This window comes from Microbacterium luticocti DSM 19459 (assembly GCF_000422405.1).
Taxonomy (GTDB): domain Bacteria; phylum Actinomycetota; class Actinomycetes; order Actinomycetales; family Microbacteriaceae; genus Microbacterium; species Microbacterium luticocti.
On the sequence record NZ_AULS01000002.1, the window covers coordinates 120,507 to 137,043 of the forward strand.

Below are 16,537 nucleotides of genomic sequence, written 5' to 3' on the forward strand. Positions count from 1 at the left end.
GCCGACGTGAGGTGTCGGCGGGCCGGTGGCCGGTCAGGCCCGGTGGCCGGTCAGGCCCGGCGGCCGCGGGTGATCAGCACGATCCCGCCGCCGATGAGCAGCAACAGCAGGCCGCCGGCGGCGATCAGCAGCGACGGCCACAGGTCGCCGCCGGTGCGTGGCAGGTCGGGCTCGGCCGGCGGCGCCATCGTCACGCTCGCGTGCGCCTGCGGCGAGGTCACGGTGTCACCGGACGGGTCGGTGCCGGTCGCGGTCGCGGTGTTGGTCAGCGCACTCGTGGCCAGGTCGGCGGCGGTCACCGTGTAGGTGGCCGTGCAGCTGATCCGCGCCCCCGGGGCGAGGCTCGCCGCCTCGTCGGGGCAGTCGATCTGCGACAGCGACCCGGTGCCGCTGAACGCCACCTCGTCGATGGTGACATCGTGCACGGTCACGGTGCCGGTGTTGGTCACCTCGAACGTGTACACGACACGGTCGCCGGCGGCGTGGGCCGCATGGGCGTCCGCGGTCTTCACCAGGCTCAGCGCGGGCTGCGGGTCGCTCGGGATGACCACGCGCGACGGCGGCGAGACCACCCGGTCACCGGTCGGCGGCGTGCCCGACGCGGTCGCCGTGTTGCTCAGCAGCCCGGCGTCGACATCGGCCTGGGTGAGCGTGTACTCGGCCGTGCAGGTCGTCTGCGCGCCCGGTGCCAGCTCGGTCTGCGGGCACACGATCGCGCTGGGCGCGCCGCTGCCGCTGAACTCCATGTCGTCGATCGCGACATCGTGCAGCGTGACGTTGCCGGTGTTGGTGACCACGAACGAGTACGTGATCTTCTGTCTCACGGTGAAGTGGGCGGCATCCGCCGGGTCGGCCGACTTGACCACGGTCAGCGCCGGCGCCGATGTGGCCGTGACCCGGGCGCTCGCCTCGGGCGAGGTGACCGTCGCACCGTCGGGGGCCAGGGCGGATGCCGCGGCGGTGTTCTGCACGTCGCCTCGGTCGATGTCGGCCTGGGTCACCCGGTAGGTGGCCGTGCAGTCCACGAACGCGCCCGGGACCAGGTGCGCGGCGCCCGCCGGGCAGTCGATCGCCGACAGCGACCCGGTGCCGGTGAACGCGGTCTCGTCGATGGCGACCGAGCGCACCGTCACGTTGCCGGTGTTGGTCACGCGGAACGTGTACGCGACGGTATCGCCCGCGGCATCCACGGTGGCGCGCGACGCGGTCTTGACCAGGCCGATCGCCGGCTGCTGCGCCGCCGGGACCACCACCTGCGACGGCGGCGAGGGCACGCGGTCACCGCTGGGCGGCTGGCCGGTCGCGGTGGCCGAGTTCGACACGTGCCCCGCGTCGAGGTCGTCCTGGGTCAGCGTGTACTCCGAGGTGCAGGTCGTCTGCGCTCCCGGGGCGAGCTCGGTGGACGGGCACTCGATCGCGGTGGGGGTGCCGCTGCCCGAGAAGTCGGTGTCGTCGACGGTGATCTCGCGCATCGTCACGTTGCCGGTGTTGGTGACCACGAACGAGTACGTGATCTTCTGCCCCACGGTGAAGTGGGCGGCATCGGACGGATCGGCCGACTTGACCAGCGACAGCGCCGGCGCCTGCGTGGCGGTCACCCGCGCCTGCGCCACCGGTGAGGTCACGGTCGTGCCGTCGGGGGCGAGACCGGATGCCTCGGCCGAGTTCTGCACGTCACCCCGGTCGATGTCGGCCTGCGACACGGTATAGGTCGCCGTGCAGTCCACCGCGTCGCCGGGCGCCAGCCGTGCGGCCGCGGCCGGGCAGTCGACCGCCGAGACGGCGCCGCTGCCGGTGAACGACACCTCGCCGATGCCGACCGAACGCACGGTGACGTTGCCGGTGTTGGTCACGTGGAACGTGTAGGTGACGGTGTCACCGGCCGCGCCCACGGTCGCCGGGCCGGCGGTCTTCACCAGCGACAGCGCCGGCGCCTGTGTGCCGGACAGGGTGACCGATGACGGGTCGGAGTGCACAGGGCCGTCGGCCGGGTCGACCGCGTTCGCGACGGCCTCGTTCACGATCCGCCCGGCGTCCACGTCGTCCTGGGTGATCGTGTACGACGAGGTGCAGGTCGTCGACGCGCCCGGCGCCAACGTGGTCTGCGGACAGGTCGGTGCTGCCAGGGTTCCGCTGCCGGTGAAGTCCGTGTCATCCACGGTCACGCCGTGCAGTGTGACGTTGCCGGTGTTGTGCACGGCGAACGAATAGGTCACGACCTGGCCGACGGTGAAGTTCGCGGCATCGGACGGCGACGCCGACTTGACGAGGGTGAGCGCGGGGGCCTGGTTCACGCCCACGCGGGCGCTGGCAGGCTCGGCGTCGACATCGTCACCGGCCGGGTCGGTCGCGGTCGCGGTCGCGGTGTTGCGCACCTCGCCGGCGTCGATGTCGGCCTGGGTCACCGTGTAGGTGGCGGTGCAGTCGACCCCGGCCCCCGGCGCCAGCCGGGCGATGCCGGACGGGCAGGCGATCTGGGACAGCTGCCCGCTGCCGGTGAACGAGACCTCCGAGACGGCGGCGTCGGTGAGCGTGACGTTGCCGGTGTTGAGCACGCGGAACGTGTAGGTCACCGTGTCGCCGGCGGCGTCGACGGTCGTCGGCGAGGCCGACTTGACCAGCGAGAGCGCGGGGCTGCGCTCGCCGCTGAGGGTCACCGTGGACTCGTTCGAGACGACATCGCCGTCACGCGGGTCGGTGCCGTGTGCGGTCGCCGTGTTGACGATGCCGCCGGCGTCGACGTCGTCCTGGGTGATGGTGTACACCGACGTGCAGGTGACGTCGTCACCGGGGGCCAGCGTGGTCTGGGGGCAGGATGCCGCGGGCAAGGTGCCGTGCCCGGTGAAGCTGTCGTCGCGGATCGAGATGCCGTGGACGGTGGCGGTGCCGGTGTTGCTGACCAGGAACGAATAGGTGACCTGCTGCCCCACCCGGAAATCGGCGGTGCCCGAGGGGGCGGCCGACTTGGTCAGGCTCAGCTCCGCGGTGGTCTCGGCGGTCACGTGCGCGGTCGCCTTGGGGGCGTCGACGGTGCCGCCGCCGGGGGCGGTGCCGCTCGCGGTCGCGTCGTTGTCGAAGCCGGCGGCATCCAGGTCTGCCTGCTGCACGGTGTAGGTGGCGGTGCAGGCCTGCGCCTCGCCGGGCGCGAGGGTGACCGGCTGCTCGGCGTCGCAGACCAGGGCCGACAGATCGCCGGCGCCGGTGAACGCACCCTCGTCGATGTGCACACCGGCGAGCGTGACGTTGCCGGTGTTGCGCGCGGTGAGGGTGTAGGTGACGACGTCACCGACGTAGGCGACGGTGTGGGTGTCGGGCGTCTTGGTGAGTGTGAGCGCGGGGTGCGCCGTGGCCGTCACCGTCGCCTGCGCGGGCTCGGAGGTGACCGCATTCCCGGCCGGCGGAGTACCGGTGGCGGTCGCGGTGTTCAGGATCGAGCCGCGGTCGACGTCGACCTGGGTCACGGTGTAGGTGGCCGTGCAGTCGAGGGTGGAACCGGGTGCCAGCCCGTCGGGCACGGCCGGGCAGGTCGCGACGGGTGCGGTTCCGGTTCCGGTGAAGGATGTCTCGTCGATGGTGATGTCGTGAAGGGTCACGTTGCCGGTGTTGTGCACGCGGAACGTGTAGGTCACGTGCTGGTCGGCGGCAGTCACGGTGGTCGGGTCCGCCGTCTTCCCGAGGGCGATGCCCGCGGTCTGCGTGACGGTGAACGAGGCGTCGTCGGGATCGGAGGTCACCGTCTGGTCATCGGGGCCGAGGGCCGTGGCCGTCGCCGTGTTGGTGACGGCGTCGCCCTTGTCGATGTCGGCCTGGGTGACCCGGTACACCGCGGTGCAGGTGGTCTTCTGTCCGGGGGCGAGGGATGCCGCAGCCTGCGAGCAGTCGACCTGCGGCGCGGTGCCGGCGCCTGTGAACTCGGTCTCGTTCACAGCCGGAGAGTGCAGAGTGACGTTGCCGGTGTTGGTCAGGGTGAACGTGTAGGTCAGCTCGTCGCCGGCCTCGTCGGCGACAGCCGGAGAGACCGTCTTCTCGAGTGCGAGCTTCGGGTCTTGCTGGAACGGAACCCTCACCGACGACGGATCAGAGGTGATGGGGTCGGAGTTCGGGGGCGTGCCGGTCGCGGTCGCGGTGTTGTCGATCTTGCCGGCGTTGACGTCGTCCTGCGTGATCGTGTACGTGTCGGCGGCGCGGCAGGTCTGCTGCTGGCCGGGCTGCAACTCATCCCAGTGACAGGCCGACACGTCGGGTGTGGGAGACCCGGTGCCGTGGAAGTCGTCGGCGACAAAGACATCCGTCAGCGGCACGTTCCCGGTGTTGGTCACGACGAACGTGTACTGCACGTTGGCGCCGACGACGAGTGCCGTCACGTCCGCCGACTTCACGATGGTGATCGCCGGGTTCGCCTTCTCGACCGGGGTCTCGGTGCTCGAGGGCGGCGAGGTGACCGTCGCGGTGGTGCCGTCGGGCGTCGCGGTGGCCGTGGCGGTGTTCTTCACCGACGCGGCGGTGACGTCGTCGTCGGTCACCGTGTAGGCGGGGGCGGTGCAGGTGGTGGATGCCCCGGGGGCGAGCGTCGTCGTCGGGCAGGTGACCGTGCCGACCTTCGGGTCTGCCACCGCGACGCCGTGCACGGGCACCTGGCCGGTGTTGGTCACGGTGAACGTGTACGCGATGGTGTCGCCCGCGTCGGTGATGCCGTTGCCGTTGACGTCGGTGGGGGTGCCGGCCTTCTTCACCAGGCCGAGCGATGACGGCTTGGCGGTGTTCGTGATGGTGCAGACCAGGTCGTCGCCGATGCCGACGCTCGTGGTGGCGGAGGTGCCCGCGGCGCGGGCGATCGTGCCGTCCGGTGTGCCGTTGCGCGTGCACTCCCAACTGGGCACGTAGTTGTCGGCCGATCCCGACGTGATCGACTCGGACAGCGTGTAGTCCTCGCCGTTCGCACCGGTGAGGACCGTGAGCGCCCCGGTGCTCGCGTGCCCGCTGCCGTCGGTGGTGGCGCTGCCGATGTGGTTGTCGGCCGAGTCGGTGACCGCGATCCCGAACGCGTCGCCGGGGTACCCGTTCACCACGGTCTTGTTCAGCGTGATCTTCGAGATGAGCACGCCGAAGGCGATGCCTTCCTTTCCATTGCCGGTCATCGACAGGGTGAAGGTGGACGGGTTGTCGGCGGCGAGGAGGGCCGTGCCGGTCTTGGGAGACGAGCCCGTGTTCGACCCGGTGCACCTCGCGTTGGTCGACGGCAACGGGCCGAGCCCGCCGCCGCACGCGTTCCCGAGCGTGCTGATCAGTTCGAGGGGTTTGTTCGACGACCAGTCGAGGTATTCGCCGCGATCGGTGGCCTCGGCGTCGGCACCGACGAGCGCGTAGCCGGTGACGATCCCCCCGTCCGCCGTGTGCATCGTGAGGTCACTGAGCGAGGCGGTCGTGACACCGCCTCCGACGGTGTGGTACAGCGCGGGCTTTCCTGCGACGCCGGTGTAGTGGCCACGGTTGCCCAGATACGACCCCGTCCAGGTCGGAAACGCGACAGGTGCGACGGCGATGCCGGTGACTTTGAGCGTATAGGTGAGCGTGTAGCCCCCGGGGAGCGTCACGCTCATCTGCTGCCCGCCGGCGGAACCGGCCTGAGCCGGGTCGTAGCCCGACATGTCGAACCAGCACAGCGTCGAGGCGTAGGTGCCGGTGCCGGGGTCGGCGAAGTCACAGGTCGCATCCGTCGCTGCCTGCGCAGCGGTGGGGACGCTCAGCCCGATGACCGCGAGCGCGGCGACGACCAGACCCGCAGCCCACGTTCGCCACGACCGGCGTGCGGTGCGATCGGCGTGCAAGGTGTCGGTCTGCATGGTTCCCCCCGGCGTCAGGGCGCGCCTGAAGGCAGACTCGGGCGCGCTCCCCAACGACGATATCGGCTGGGAGAGTCCTGGCAAAGTCCTCTGTACCGACGACGAAGCCCCGGCCGCCTCGTTCTCCGAGGCTGACCGGGGCTTCTACTGTCTCAACACAGTGCGCGCTCGAAGGGACTCGAACCCCCAACCTTCTGATCCGTAGTCAGATGCTCTATCCATTGAGCTACGAGCGCTCGTGCACATCGCTGCGCACAGGGATCCATCTTATCCGACGGATGACGTGACCGCGAATCGGGCTTCGTCGGCCGCTACTCCAGCTCGGAGAGGTCGACGTCGCCGGCTCGGGGCGCGGCATCCGTCGCCGTCACGTCGTGCAGGTCGCCCGCCGCCCCCTGCACGTTGCGGCGGCGATGCGCGGCCAGGCGCGGCAGGTCGACCAGGCGCAGCGACTGCATGCGCGCCTCGCGCAGCTTTGCGTAGTCGGGCTCGAGGTCGGGCCGGGCGGCCTCGATGCTCAGGGTGCTCTGGATGTTGCGCTCGACATCCGACCATGCGGCCTCGCGGGCGGCTTCGACGAGCGCGCGCAGCTCTTCGGGGTTCTCGGCGCGCTCGCGCAGCTCTTTCGCGACCCGTTCGGACTGCCGCTGTCGCTTGCGCAGATTGCGCACGTCACGGCTGCGGTAATCGTGCGTGCCGTACGAGTCGCTGTACCGACGGCTCGCGCGGCGCTTGGCGGCCTCCATGCGGCGGGCGTCCTGCTCGGCCTCGTCGGCCAGGTTCAGCAGCGTGTCGCGCGCCTCGGGCACGAACCTGTCGACGTCGAAGTCCTCGCCGCCGGCGATCGTCTCGACCAGGATGCGGTTCTTCAGCGCGAGCCGGGTCGCGGCCGAGGCGACGTAGACGCCCTCGGCCACCATGTCGGCCACGCGGGTACGGCCGGGGCGCCGCCAGAACACGACGCGACGACGCGCGCCGTCACGTGTCGTGGCTGCCACTGGTTCTCCTGCGCTCGGGCCGGGCTTCTGGTTCAAAGATAACCGTCGCCCGGCCCGCGCGGGAGTCGCCGTGCTCAGGCCGGTTTGGTGTAGCGGGCGCTGCCGAATCCGATGATGTACAGGCCGATGATCGACAGCAGCCACAGCAGGAAGAACGAGAAGACCCCGCCCTTGCCGAAGCCGCGGCCGACTCGGATGGCCACGATGATCGAGAAGACGATGTTGACGATCGGGATGATCAGCAGCAACGTCATCCAGGCCGAGAAGCCGGCGATCTTCACGAGGATGAACACGTTCACGATCGGGATGATCGCGAGGATGCCGGGCCACCCGGCCTTGGTGAACACCCGCCACAGGGCCACGACGGCGAGCACGTACAGCACGATCCCCACGATCGAGGTGCCGGGCCCGAACAGCTGGGCCCAGAACTGGTTCGCGGTGTCGTCGGTGAGGGCGGCGGGCATCATGCGAGCGCTCCGATGCGCCAGTGGGCGGTCGAGGACTCGCCGGGGTGCAATGTGATCATCCCCGTATCGTAGGGGTAGCGGTCGACGTTGAACGCATCCGGCGCGCAGGTCATCGGCTCCACCGCCACCGCGTCGCGGCCGCCGCCCGGCTGGTCGAAGGTGTACACCTGCACCCACCCGCACGCGGCGTCCCACTGCATCTCGACGCCCGAGCCGGTGGCATCCGTGAGCCGTGCGATCACGGCGCCGTCGTCGTCGGCGGTCAGCGCCGTGAAGGCGTGGTCGATGCGGGCGTGGCCGATCGGGCGCGCGATGCGGAAGTCGAAGCGCGTCGGGTCGGTGTCGACCGGCGCAAGGCCGGCGGGCACGAGCCGGTCGTCGGTCACCTGCAGCACCTGCGCGGCGGGCACCTCGAGCGTCCAGTCGTCGAGCCGGCCCGATCCGGCCAGCAGGTACGGGTGGGCCGCAGCGCCCCACGGAGCCGGCTCGGCAGAGTCGTTCACCGCCGTCACCGACTGGGTGATGCCCAGCGACGTGAGCGCGAACGTGGTACGCACGGTCACGCGCCACGGGTAGCCGGTCTGCGGTTCGATCACGCCCTCGAGGGTGACGTGGCTGGCGCCCTTGTCGACGGGCACGAACTCGAGCCACGACACCAGGCCGTGCATCGCATGGCCGCGGGCGGGCTCGGTCAGCGGCAACTGGTGGTGCGTGCCGGCGAACGTGTAGCGGCCGTCGACGATGCGGTTCGGCCAGGGCGCGAGGGTCGCCCCGCGGTGGTGCGGACGCACCTGGTCGGCGTCGAACGGCAGGATCAGGTCGCGGCCGCCGAAGGTCAGGCTGCGCAGCGTCGCGCCGACGCTCGCGATCACCGCCTCGTAGTCTCCCGCCCGCAGGGCGTGCTGGGTTCCGGACTGAGGGGTGCGTGCCATGGAGTGCCTTCGTGAGGGTGTCGGGATGCGCCAGGCCGAGCGGCCACGAGCGGTGATTCTACCCGTGGGTGCGGTCGGGGCCCGGGTGGTCTGCGCCGGGCGGTCTGCGTCGGGGTGGTCTGCCCGGGTGGTCTGGGTCGGGTGCGGTAGGCGCGGCACGACGTAGGCTCGAAGTCGGTCCCGGTCGTACGCAGACGACACAGCGACCGTGGGGATCCGGGAGGTGCCGCATGACCGACGATCCGCGCGAGGCCGCCGCGCGCTACCGGTACGAACGTGAGCGGCGCGAGCATCCGGAACTCTACGGCGACGAACCGGCCGAGGCATCCGCCCCTCGCCCGATGACCGAGACCGAGCGATGGGCGTACGTCGAGACCGCGATCCAGCAGGCGATCCGGCGCGGCGAGTTCGACGATCTGCCCGGGGCCGGCAAGCCGCTGGAGGGCCTGGGCGCCGCGCACGACCCGGACTGGTGGATCCGGCGCAAGATCGAGACCGAACGGCTCACCGGACTCGGGCCGCCCGCGCTCATGCTGCGGGTCGAGCACGAGCAGATGGCCGCCACGCTCGACGCGCTGCGGCGCGAGGAGGACGTGCGCGAGCACCTCGAGGACTTCAACCGCCGGGTCATCGAGGCGCGGCGGCAGCTGCTCGGCGGTCCGCCAGTGGTCACGCCGACCCGCGACGTCGAGGCCGAGGTGGCCGCGTGGCGGCGGCGCCGCCAGGCGCGGGAGGATGCGGTGCGCGACCCGGCGCGCGAGTCCCCCGGGCAGCCGCGGCGGCGCGGGATGTTCCGCCGGCGCTGAGCGGCCCCGCTGCGTCGTGCGGGAGGTGGACCGCCCTCAGCCCGGGAGACCGGCGACCAGCTCGGCGAACACCTCGGCGGCGTCGGTGCGGGTGCACAGCGCCGCGGCCTGCCCGGCCCACAGCGACAGGAACTCACCGCGGTCGAGGGGACCCGCCGCGGCCCGGAACCGGCCGGTCAGCCAGTTCTGCGCCGGGAACGGGGCGATCGCGCCGGCCTGCTCGATCTCGCGCACGGCGCGGTTCGGGATGCCACGGCTGAGCCGTCCGCTCATCGCCCGCGTGAGCACGGTGCTCGTGTCCGCCGCATCGGCGATCGCCTGCCGGTGCGACGCGGGCGCCGCGGACTGGGTGGTGCGCAGGAACGCCGTGCCCACCTGCACGCCGGACGCGCCGAGCGCCGACGCGGCCGCCACACCCCGCCGGTCGGCGATGCCGCCGGCGGCGATCACCGGCACCGAGACCGCGTCCACCACCTGCGGCACCAGCGCGAAGGTGCCGACCAACGACCGTTCCGCGGGTGCCAGGAACGACACCCGGTGCCCGGCCGCCTCGGCGCCGCTGGCGACGATCGCGTCGACGCCCGAGGCATCCAACGCCTGCGCCTCGGCGACCGTCGTCGCGGTGCCGATGACACGGATGCCGCGGCCGTGTGCGGCGTCGACGAGCTCCCGCGACGGCGCGCCGTAGACGAGGCTCAGCACCGCCGGCGCGGCGTCGAGCACCGCCTCGAGCTGGTCGTCGAACGGCGGCAGGAACCGGTCCGGTATCGCGGGGACCTCGAGGCCGAGCTCGGCGAAGATCGGCGCGACGGCGGCGATCGCGGCAGTCAGGTCGACCTCGTCGGGCGTGACCTCGTCGCCGGTGGGCAGCCACAAATTCACCGCGAACGGCCGGTCCGTCGCGGCCCGCAGCTCGGCGACGGTGTCGCGGATGCGGCCTGGCGCGTACCCGTACAGGCCATAGGAGCCGAGCCCGCCCGCCTCGCTCACCGCGGCGGTCAGCGCCACCGACGAGAGTCCGCCGAACGGCCCGAGCACGATCGGATGCCGGATGCCGAGCACGTCACGAAGAGCCATGCCCCGACGCTACCCCCGTCGCCCCGTCGGTCCGCACGACCGGTCAGTCGGCCAGGGCGACCGGTCAGTCGGTCAGCGCGACCGGTCAGTCGGTCAGCACGATCAGCTGCCCGGTGGCTCGGGTCATCGCCACATAGCGGTCGACGGCACCGGTGACGCCCTCACCGAAGGCGCCCGGCTCATGGATGAGCACGAGGTCGAACTCCAGCCCCTTCACGTGCTCGGGGCTGAGCGAACGCACCCGGTCCGACCCGGCGAAGCCGACGCCCTCCGCATCGGCGAAGCCGGAACCGCCCACGACGCACGCGATGCCTTCGGCGTGCGTGTCGAGCCACTCGGCGAGGATCGCGTCGCGTTCGGATGCGGTGGCGTGCCGCACCGGGATGCCGGTGGACCGCACCGACGTCGGCACGTTCGCGTCGGGCAGCACCGCGCGGATGACCGGGGCCGCGGCATCCATCACCTCGTGGGGGGTGCGGTAGTTGACCGTCAGCGACATCTGCCGCACCTCGCGCAGACCCACCCGCTGCAGCCGCGCGGTCCACGTCTCGGCGAAGCCGCGCCGGGCCTGCGCGCGGTCGCCGACGACCGTGAACGAGCGCGACGGGCACCGCCGCAGCAGCATCTGCCACTGGGCGTCGGTGAGCTCTTGCGCCTCGTCGACGACGATGTGCGCGAACGGTCCCGCGAGCAGGTCGGGGTCGAGGCGCGCCAGCCCCGACTCGTCCTCGAGCGAGGTCTGCAGGTCGCCCCCGCGCAGCATCGACACGAGGTCTTCGCCGTCGTCGGCCGACGAGATGAGGTACTCGGCGACGTCGTCGCGGTATGCGCGCTGCGCGGCCAGCTCGGCCTCGCGGCGCCGCCGCACGCGACTGGCCCGCGGGTCGCCGAGCCGCAGGCGCGCGGCATCCAGCAGCGGCAGGTCGTCGAGCGTGAACGGCGCGTCGGCGGGCCGCTGCAGCAACGCCGCCTCCTCGGCGGTCAGCCACGGCGCACAGCGGCGCAGGAACGCCGGCACCGTGAACAGGTCGGTGACGACGACGGATGCCTCTACCAGCGGCCATCCGCGTTGGAAGGCCGCCGCGAGCGGCTCACACTGCCGTAGCGCCTGCAGGAACTGCCGGCCCGGGACCTCGGGGTCGCCGAGCCGGTCGTACAGGCCCGCCACGAGCGTCTGCCACACCTGATCGCGGGCGTCGTTGTGGCTGAGCCCCGGCTCGGGGGCGTCGAACGCATCGGCCCAGTCCTGGACGCTCACCGACAGTTCACCCCACGGGGTGTCGACCTTCAACGCGGCGGTCGGGGGCTCCTCGTAGAACCGCACTGCGCGTTCGACGGCCTCGACCCAGCGTGCATCGGCCTTCAACGCCGCGACCTTCGGATCGGTCTCGGGTACGGCATCCGCCCCCTCGCGCACCAGGTCGGTGAGGGTGCACAGCTGCACGCCGTCTTCGCCCAGGCTCGGCAGCACGTCCGAGACGTAGGCGAGGTACGGCTGGTGGGGGCCGACGAAGAGGACGCCGCCGCCCGAGCCCGACAGGCGCGCGTCGGAGTAGAGCAGGTACGCCGCCCGGTGCAGGGCGACGACGGTCTTTCCTGTGCCCGGGCCGCCGTCGACCACGAGTGCGCCGCGCGAGTCGGCGCGGATGATCGCATCCTGGTCGGACTGGATCGTGGCGAGCACGTCGCGCATGCGCTCGGTGCGGCTCGACCCGAGGCTCGCGATGAACGCCGACTGGTCGTCGAACGCGGCGGTGCGGCCGAGGCTCGCGGCGGTGTCGGGGTCGAACACCTCGTCCCAATAGTCGGTGATACGCCCGGCGGTCCAGCGGTACCGGCGCCGACTGACCAGGCCCATCGGGTCGGCGGCGGTGGCGGCGAAGAACGGCGCCGCGGCGGGGGCGCGCCAGTCGACGAGCAAGCGGTCGCCGGAGGCATCGGCCAGACCGATGCGTCCGATGTAGACCGGGCCGGCGGCATCCGGGTCCATACGGCCCAGGCAGATGTCGAGGTGAAAGCGGCGCAGCAGCCGCAGCCGCGACTGCAACCGGCGCACCTCGGCGTCGCGTTCGATCGCGTACTGTCCGCCGCGACCGGCGGGCGCGGCGAGGCGGTCGGCCAGGCGCCGCTGCACCTCGGTGATCTCGTCGCCCAGGCGTGCGGCGATGGCGGCGAACCGGCGGCGGTCGCCGTCGATGAGGGCGGGGTCGGCTCTCGCCGACAGGCGTGCGGGCAGGGCGAAGACGTCGACGGATGTCGCGGGCATGAGGCTCCAGAACCGGTGGGCGGGTGGCGGGCAGAGGTCGATTCTGCACCCGCACGGGGGCCTTGCGGCAAGCCCCTCCCCTGTCACTACACTGGAAGGGGCAGACGGTCACCGGAAGCCGGGATGATGCGGGTCGGTTTCTCGTACCGCTGGACCAGGTGGCGGTAGGACGATCGAGTTGAACGTTCTCGATGCAGCCGGCACACACCATGAACGGCAGTTCGTCGTTGCACCGGCGCTCGCGGATCCCGCAGGGGACTGCCTCGGCAGCGATCAGGGGTCGACGCGGTTCTTCCAATAGCCGGGATGGCGGCTCTGATGCGCGAACGCGACGATGAGGAGCACATCGTCGCGGACGAAGTAGACAACCCGGTAGGGAAACACATCGACCTTACGACTCCGAACGACCGGGAGTCGATCCCACCCCGGGAACGTAGGCCAGGCTTCGGGATTCCACTGGATATAATCGACGGCCTTGGTGACCTCGGTGTCGAACTCATCGCCGAGACCGGCCTGAGTTGTCTCGTAGTAGCGGGCGGCGTCGAGGAACTCTGCCTCCGCCTCTGGATGGACCTGCGGCCGAAGGATCACTTCCGCAGGTCGTCCAAGAGCATGCGGGCCTTGGCGCGCGTCTGCTCGAAGGTGCTCAGTTCGACGCGGCCGTTCAGGATCTCGTCGACACGAGATCCGATCTCGTCGTGCCAGGCATCGTCGATCTCCGATTGTGACGCGTCACCTGCCGGGTGCAGGCTGGCGAGGAGGCGGTGCGCGACCACCGTGCGCTCATCCAGGTCGAGTTCCAGACCCGCCTGATACACCTCGTCAGCTTTGAGTGCCATGTCTTGAGTGTAAGACGGCGGGATGACATCGGCCACCGATCGACGTGCCTCAGCTTCTTTGAGCGCGTGGCCGGTGGCGGTGCCCAGCCGGTGCCACCCGACACCCGGCCGGGGAGCCAGTAGCGGACAACGTGCCAGACTGCGTCAGGGTAGCGGCTAGCGCGGAAGTCTCCTGCACCGGGCCCGCTATAGGAGCTGCACGTTGTCCTGATAGTCGAAGTGAGTCTGCACGTGAGCCGTGACGTCTACGTTCTGCAGTTTGGTTGAGGTCGGCGTGAATCCAGCGAGCCCCGCTGCGGTCTCGCCTGCCTGCGCGGTTTTGTAGACGTACTTGAGCACGTTGTCGGTGGTCGAGTGATAGCAGTAGACCATATCCTCAACGGCGGCGGTGAGGCCGTCCCAGTTGCTCTTCGCACCGATCGCCGCACCGAGCAGGTGGACAGACTGGAGCCTTGGACCATCCTGCTTACTTCCCAGCGCCTGGGCGGCGACCACCATCACTCGTGCGCCCAGGCTATGGCCGATGAGCACATACGAATCGGCCTCGGTACGCGCCAACAGGTCCCCAAGAAGGACGCCTGTCTTGTCTGCACGGCTCTTCGCCACGTGCCACGGGTTCTTCGCCAGATCAGTGGCGATCATCGCTGGGCCGATGATGTTCCCGAGGACCTTCGCTCCCGCCTTCGTGGCAGTCGCTGCTGCGACCTTCGCTCCAGCGGTGGCGCCGGCCTTGCCGATCGCCCCTGCCCCCAGAACGCCGAAGTCGCGAAGTTCCTTGGCGCCCCAGAACACACGGTAAACCGGCGAGTCGGGGAAGCGGTCGTTGACGATCGTCTTCCAGCCGCCCCACTTCTCACCCGCGGCGTCGCTGAGGAATCCATTGGCGACCAGGACGGGCACACCACCGTTCCCAGGGCGGAGAAGCTCAATCCTGAAGGACTTGTCTTCCCTGAGGTAGGCATTAGCGACGGATGCGCCAAGCGCGCCACCGACGGCCGCACCGACCGCTGTGACGACGGCTGTGCCGCCTGCCATCCCGAGGCCACCCATGGCAAGGCTTCCGCCGCCGAGCAGGGCGAGTCCGTGCGATGTGGCAGCGGCGCCGGACAGACCTCCGAACATTCCAAGCGACCCGATCGCTCCCCCGATCGCAGGTGCAGCAAGCAGCGCGAGGGGCACGGCCAGACCGACAGCAACTGCGCTTCCTACAGTGATCTTGGCAACCTTGTCCAGGTCTGGTTTCTCGTACCGGAGGTATTCCTCGTAGTCGTAGAGCCCGCCGAACGTGCCCTGCGCCTTCTCGAAGCCCGAAATGGCGTGTCGGTGCTCGGCACAGAACTGCGGGACTCGGATCGCGCCACGGTGGCGAACTGCCATGTGTTCGCATCCGACTGCCACGCACGGCAAGGTGGGTGATCCGCATCCCTGGCAGACGTACACGGGAAGCTGTCCGGCCGGACGGTTCGATTTCCGGTGCTCTGTCTTGAAGAAGCAGGACGAGCACCACGCCGTCTCGACCTCGACGTGCGACACATCGTCTGCCACGTCCGCGATCCACTGCGCAGTCTTCGCGTAACCCTCTGCGCGCTTCTGCGCGAGTCGGCGGGTCTCGTCTACGAGCTTCAATGAAGCCTTCTGCGCTGCGGGGTCCTGAATCCTCAATGCATCCGCACTCGACAGCGTGTTCGCGACATACCAGGTCTTGGCGTATGACCACATGTTGCTCCGCAGCGCGGGATTGGCCTCCAGAACGCTACCCACCTCGACCACCGGCTCCAGCGCCTCGAACTCACCGACGAGGGAAAGAGCCACGCCTTGATCAGAGACGACCTCGACCCTCAGACGCGCTTCTTCAACGACGTGGACGTGGAGTGAACCCGACATGGATAGATCGTCCCATATCCAGTAGCCGTGTCCCGACCGGTCCAGAACCCGGGTGCGGCGACGCGAAGTCGTCCAGATCGGCCCGATTCGGGTGCTGGAGGGCGCCCGAGGCCGTCGACACTACGCGGAATCTCGCGGAAGAAGCTCGGCGGAGACGTAGGGATGTGAACTCCGGATGTGGGTGCACGCCCGAGTGCGTCCTACGGGTTCACGTTGAATCGGCGCGGTTCGAGGTCGCGTCGGATGACGTTCAACGCGGTTCGGAGTCGTTCAGGTTCACTGGCTCTTCGGACATCCGGTGGGGGTGAGGCTCGCCGGGTGATGGTCGGGTCGTGCGTGCTTAGCCCGATCGGTCGGCAATACCCCGAGAGCTTCGTTCTCGCCTAACCTGAACCCATGACGGCCGATCCGCTCGATGCGAAAGATGAGCCCGCGCCGATCCATCGTGGTGCCTTCGGTCCGCTGCCCTTCAGCGAGCACTATCACGGACCGATCTGGCACTTCACAGACTCGTGGGCGCTTGTCAGCATGATCGAGAAGAAGCAGCTGTGGGCGACGGCAGCCACGATGCTCAACGACCCCGAGGAGCTGATCATCGGCGCCAGTCGGATCATCCAGTGGTACGAGCGATTCGGCGACGAGCTTCCGAAGCACCTTCAGCTACACCTGCAGCTCACCGAGATTCTCAACGACGACTTCGTTAGCACGATCCTGGCGAGCCCTGCCTACGTCGTTTGCGCTTCCACCGACTACCGTGTGCTGAACCAATGGCGGAACTACGGCGCCACCTCGGGAGTCGCAGTGAGCATCGACCCGCACGCTGAGCTGATTCCAGCAAGTCCGCCGCCGATGGCAGGGTTCATGTTTCTGCCGCAATGGGTGACTGTTGCATACGAACCGGCCGAGCAAGACGAGCGGATCCGCCGGGTCCTCTCCAACATCACCGGAGGCCAGATCCAACCCGTGCTGGACTCACCGAATGCAGCGGCCGCGAACTTACTGATCCGTGGTCTGCTCGCGGCTCTAGCGGCATCGATGAAGGACTCGGCATATGCGGAGGAGAAGGAAGTGCGTCTGATCTCCTACCTACCTGAAGGTGCAGATCCAAGACACCGCGGCTCCGCTCGGGGCGTTGTCCCGTACCTCGAGATCAATCACTACCCGAACTTCAGCTGGGACCTGATGGGTCTCGGAGGGCTCACCGATTCGAACGCGGCCCTCCCGATCAACGAGGTGCGCGTCGGTCCACCCGACGGCGAGAGTGAGCGCCAAAGAATCGTAGGCGTCACTTCATTGCTGCGCGCGAACGGGTTGGACGCAGCCGTGAACGGATCGACAATCCGATACCTGCGCGCGTGACAAGCAGACGCGTGCAGCACCGGTGTGGCCTCCCCGCGCGGAGGCCACACCAGCCGACAGTCCGCG

At 69.8% G+C, this 16,537-nt stretch carries 11 protein-coding genes and 1 tRNA gene; 2 read left to right on the top strand and 10 right to left on the bottom strand.

Features of this window, described 5'->3' with window-relative positions; genetic code table 11:
* Positions 1-50 precede the first annotated feature (50 nt).
* The 5 genes from H577_RS14930 to H577_RS0103485 all read right to left on the bottom strand — a co-directional run bounded on the left by H577_RS14930 (position 51) and on the right by H577_RS0103485 (position 8,240).
* On the bottom strand, positions 51-5,843 hold the full coding sequence (locus H577_RS14930; protein WP_051191688.1) for a DUF7507 domain-containing protein: 5,793 nt from the start codon (positions 5,841-5,843) through the stop codon (positions 51-53).
* 163 nt (positions 5,844-6,006) lie between these two features.
* Positions 6,007-6,079, bottom strand: a tRNA-Arg gene (locus H577_RS0103470).
* Positions 6,080-6,154: 75 nt separating this feature from the next.
* Complete coding sequence (locus H577_RS0103475) at positions 6,155-6,841, bottom strand: asparagine synthase (protein WP_245570322.1); 687 nt, start codon at positions 6,839-6,841, stop codon at positions 6,155-6,157.
* Between the two features lie 74 nt (positions 6,842-6,915).
* The gene (locus H577_RS14935; protein WP_051191690.1) at positions 6,916-7,305 is read right to left on the bottom strand and encodes a DUF5684 domain-containing protein; all 390 of its coding nucleotides are present in this window, start codon (positions 7,303-7,305) and stop codon (positions 6,916-6,918) included.
* Positions 7,305-8,240 (bottom strand): aldose 1-epimerase family protein, encoded by a 936-nt coding sequence (locus H577_RS0103485; RefSeq protein WP_029144777.1) that lies wholly within the window; start codon positions 8,238-8,240, stop codon positions 7,305-7,307. The genes H577_RS14935 and H577_RS0103485 overlap by 1 nt, the downstream gene beginning before the upstream one ends.
* 230 nt (positions 8,241-8,470) lie before the next feature.
* Here H577_RS0103485 and H577_RS0103490 point away from each other — a divergent pair, with 230 nt between their 5' ends.
* Positions 8,471-9,046 (top strand): DnaJ family domain-containing protein, encoded by a 576-nt coding sequence (locus H577_RS0103490; protein WP_029144778.1) that lies wholly within the window; start codon positions 8,471-8,473, stop codon positions 9,044-9,046.
* Positions 9,047-9,082: 36 nt separating this feature from the next.
* Here H577_RS0103490 and H577_RS0103495 read toward each other — a convergent pair whose 3' ends face one another.
* The 5 genes from H577_RS0103495 to H577_RS14940 form a co-directional block, all read right to left on the bottom strand.
* A complete protein-coding gene (locus H577_RS0103495; protein WP_029144779.1) occupies positions 9,083-10,123 on the bottom strand; it encodes an NAD(P)H-dependent flavin oxidoreductase in 1,041 nt (346 codons plus the stop codon).
* Between the two features lie 85 nt (positions 10,124-10,208).
* On the bottom strand, positions 10,209-12,389 hold the full coding sequence (helR, locus tag H577_RS0103500; protein ID WP_029144780.1) for an RNA polymerase recycling motor ATPase HelR: 2,181 nt from the start codon (positions 12,387-12,389) through the stop codon (positions 10,209-10,211).
* A 273-nt stretch (positions 12,390-12,662) separates the two neighbouring features.
* On the bottom strand, positions 12,663-12,980 hold the full coding sequence (locus H577_RS0103505; RefSeq protein WP_029144781.1) for a type II toxin-antitoxin system RelE/ParE family toxin: 318 nt from the start codon (positions 12,978-12,980) through the stop codon (positions 12,663-12,665).
* Positions 12,977-13,228 carry an addiction module protein gene (locus H577_RS0103510; RefSeq protein WP_029144782.1) on the bottom strand — a complete coding sequence of 84 codons (252 nt, stop codon included), beginning with the start codon at positions 13,226-13,228 and terminating at the stop codon, positions 12,977-12,979. Before H577_RS0103510 ends, H577_RS0103505 begins: the two co-directional genes overlap by 4 nt.
* 186 nt (positions 13,229-13,414) lie before the next feature.
* Positions 13,415-15,112 carry a DUF726 domain-containing protein gene (locus H577_RS14940; RefSeq protein ID WP_084515770.1) on the bottom strand — a complete coding sequence of 566 codons (1,698 nt, stop codon included), beginning with the start codon at positions 15,110-15,112 and terminating at the stop codon, positions 13,415-13,417.
* Positions 15,113-15,508: 396 nt separating this feature from the next.
* Here H577_RS14940 and H577_RS0103520 point away from each other — a divergent pair, with 396 nt between their 5' ends.
* On the top strand, positions 15,509-16,471 hold the full coding sequence (locus H577_RS0103520; RefSeq protein WP_029144783.1) for a DUF2971 domain-containing protein: 963 nt from the start codon (positions 15,509-15,511) through the stop codon (positions 16,469-16,471).
* Positions 16,472-16,537: the final 66 nt, after the last annotated feature.